Annotated in this window: 3 protein-coding genes; all 3 read left to right on the plus strand. The window is 32.4% G+C overall.

What is annotated here, in order from left to right; translation table 11 throughout:
* The first annotated feature begins 276 nt into the window (after positions 1 to 276).
* Positions 277 to 1134, plus strand: coding sequence for a tetratricopeptide repeat protein (locus tag QM536_04675; GenBank protein MDI9356308.1), 858 nt, complete (start codon positions 277 to 279; stop codon positions 1132 to 1134).
* 170 nt (positions 1135 to 1304) lie between these two features.
* Positions 1305 to 1994 (plus strand): CDP-diacylglycerol--serine O-phosphatidyltransferase, encoded by a 690-nt coding sequence (gene pssA, locus QM536_04680; GenBank protein MDI9356309.1) that lies wholly within the window; start codon positions 1305 to 1307, stop codon positions 1992 to 1994.
* A gap of 75 nt (positions 1995 to 2069) precedes the next feature.
* On the plus strand, positions 2070 to 3777 hold a 1708-nt coding region (locus tag QM536_04685; GenBank protein MDI9356310.1), incomplete at its 3' end, for a site-specific DNA-methyltransferase.

A 3777-nucleotide genomic window follows, 5' to 3' on the forward strand; every position in this document is an offset into this window, starting at 1 on the left:
TAAAAACAAAAGGGCTAAGCACCGAAACAAAAACATGTTGATGTATGAACCATTGAAAAAAATAAAAATTATGAATCTTACAGAACAAGAAAAGAAAGAAAAAGATTATTTTATTGATGTCATAGTATTCGTGAAATACAGTATTGTTTTTTTTTCTAAGCAATACACAAAAATTTTTTGGAGTGGAATCAAAAAAGAGTTATTTTATACAAAAAATATATATTGTTTTTTTATACACAAAAATAGAATACATTCACTACTTACATTACAACTATTATGGATGCACAAGAATACTTTCAGCATGGAGTGGATAAATTTGGAAAATCAAAACAAATAGAAGCAATAGAAGATTTGAACCAAGCCATCATGATGAACCCCAAAAATGATGATGCTTTTTATTTTCGCGGAATGGCAAAAACAATGCTCAAAAAACATAGAGAAGCAATAGAGGACTTTACCCAAGCAATAAAACTTAATCCTCGTAATATAAGGTCTTTTCATAATCGGGGTATTGCCAGGTATAAATTAAAGGATTATGAGGGTGCAAGAGAAGATTTTACCGAAGAAATAAAACTGAACCCCAAAGAGGCAACATCTTTTTATTATAGAGGAGTAGCGAAAAGAAAACTCTCATACTACCAAGGGGCAATAGAAGATTTGACACAAGCAATAAAGCTTAATCCCGAATATGAAGATGCTTATAATAACCGCGGACTTATAAAGTTTCATCTCAAAAATTACAAAGAAGCGCTAGCGGACTTTAATAAAGCAGTTCAATACAGTCCCAAAAATGGATTAAATTTTTACTATAGAGGGCGAGCAAAAGCGGAACTCCAAGATTGGAGAGGAGCAATAGATGACTATACCGAAACCATCAAGATAAATCCCCAATATGTATCCGCTTTTTATCATATAGGGAAAGCAAAATATAAGTTAGGTGACTACGAAGGTACTATCGAAGCTTATACCCAAGCAATACAAACTAATCGCAAGGATAAAAAGAGCTTCTATTTTCGGGCAAAAGCAAAACTCAAAATGGCTGACTACAGAGGATCCGGCAAAGATTATATACAGTACATCAAACGCAGGTTTTTAACATTTCTTTCATTCATTATCCATTACTTACATAAATAAAATATGACAACAGAAGAATACTATCAGCATAATGGATATGAAGAATATAAACCGAAAAATAAAAAATTGTTTTTTCATACAATATGCTTACATAATTCTCAATATTTTTCAAACAATACTATGTTTGGAAACCACTATTTTTTATTCATTTTTATTACATTTATTTTAGTATGCTACGATTCATAAAACAACAAATTCCTAATATATTTACCCTCTGTAATCTCCTCTCTGGTTGTATTGGCATCATACATATTTTTCATAACCAGTTAGAAATAACTTTTTGGTGTGTCGTTCTCTCTCTTGTTTTTGATTTTTTAGATGGTTTTTTAGCACGTGTTTTTGGAGTATCGGGAGCATTTGGAAAGGAATTGGATTCTTTCTCTGATATGGTAAGTTTTGGGGTTCTTCCTTCTTTGTTTGTCTATCACCGATTGGATTCCTTTTTTAGTGGTTCATTCATACCATACATAGGATTATTGATAGCGGTTTTTTCAGCAGTTCGTTTGGCAAAGTTTAATATTGATACCAAACAACAATACGTTTTTATAGGTCTCCCCACTCCTATCAATGCTCTTTTTTTTGTATCCTTTTTCTATGCAGATGCTTGGTTCTTTCAAGCAATCCCCCTTATATCTTTTACCATATTATTTTCGTGGATGCTCATTGCCAAGATGTCTTTATTAGCAATAAAATTTCAGTCATTTCATTGGAAAAACAATGAGTTTCGTTTTATTTTTTTATTCCTTTCAGGCATTCTTTTACTTCTTTTGGGGCTGAAGTCCATTCCTTTTATTGTATTTAATTATATAATACTTTCTTTTTTTTATTATGTGATATTGAATAAAAAAGAAAACCTGTGAAATAAGCAAGAGCAATTAAAAACAAAAAGAAATTAACCCCAACAAAGTATAATACATATTGAAATAAAAGATACCATGAAATTATTTAAAATATTAGAAGAACAGCTCAAGAAAGAACCCAACTTCGTAACAGATGAAGGAGAACTCAAAAAATGGGTAGTGCTGAACAAAGCACAAAACTTTGGCGAAGAAGTCATCGCCCTGTTATTAGAAAATGCAGAGCTGAAAGAAACATTTTTTGTCAATGTAAAAGGCACTATGGTTTTTAAACAATATCTATTTGTGTATTTTTTAGAGCAGAAAAACTACCTGAATGATAGCTACACCCAATACAAAAACAAAGTAGGACTAACCATAGATCGTAAATACCTAAAACAACGCAATGAAGTAGCATTGGTTTGGCCCTTTAAGGACTGCATTTTAGAAGGAGGACAAAGCCGAGAAGAAGACAAGCGAGAAGAGATTTTCTTTAATCAAATACTGGCACAAGATGAAATTACCCAACTCCTAGAACCAAAGGTTTTAACCAATGCAAAGCGTTTTGACAAAGATGGCGAAAAACCACTATTCCCCTCCAATGGAGGGGTGTCCGAAGGGCGGGGTGGGTTTAACCGAAACGAAAACGGTACCATTACCGATAACCTTATTATAAAAGGAAATAATCTTTTAGCATTGCATACTTTAAAAAAAGAATTTGCAGGAAAAATAAAACTCATTTATATAGACCAACCTTATAATACGGGGAACGATGGTTTTAAATACAATGATAGATTTAATCATTCTACTTGGCTCACGTTTATGAAAAATAGATTGGAGGTGGCAAGGCAGTTTTTGAGAGACGATGGGGTTATTTTTGTGCAGTGTGATGATAATGAACAGGCGTATTTGAAAGTTTTAATGGACGAGGTTTTTGAAAAAAAGAATTTTATTGAAAATTTTATGTGGCTCCACGGGAAAGGAAAAAAAGATAAAAACACTAGAACCCTCCAAGAATATGTACTTTGTTATGCAAAAAATGAAAAGATTCTTGAAAAATGGAACATAATAAAAAAAGCACATTATACTTTCTCAAACCCAGATAATGATCCAAGAGGTAGCTGGTTCTCAGGAAGCATATCTTTCTCGGAAGAAAGATCTAATATTCATCACGAAAATTATTTTAGTATAGAATCTCCTTCGGGAATTGAGTGGAAAAGACAATGGCAATGTTCAAAAGAAGAAATGATGGATTACTTAAAGAATAGCAAGATTTATTTTGGAAATACTCCAAAATACGATAATGTACCTCGTTTAAAAATATTTTCTAACGATGAAGATGAGATTATTCCACCTAATATTTTTGATAACCACGGAACAACAAGAAGTGCAAAAAAAGAATTAAAAGAATTAGGTTTTCATGAGAATCTTTTTGATACCCCAAAAACTGAAAAACTTATTGCATCTATAATAGAAATAAGCACAAAAGAAGGAGACATTGTTTTAGATTTCTTTGGTGGAAGCGGTACAACGGGAGCAGTTGCCCATAAAATGAACCGACAATATATTCTCATTGAGCAGATGAATTACATACAGGATTTGCTCGAATCCCGTTTGATTAAAGTTATTTCAGGCGAACAAGGCGGTATTTCAAAGACAGTAAATTGGCAGGGTGGTGGCTCTTTTGTCTATATGGAACTCAAAAAATACAACGAAACTTTTATAGAGCAGATTCAAATTGCCAAAGATTCTGAAGCTCTTTTACAGATATGGGAGCAGATGAAAGCAAAAAGTTTCTTGAATTACA

The sequence above is a fragment of the Chitinophagaceae bacterium genome (genome assembly GCA_030053935.1).
Lineage (GTDB): Bacteria > Bacteroidota > Bacteroidia > Cytophagales > JASGCU01 > JASGCU01.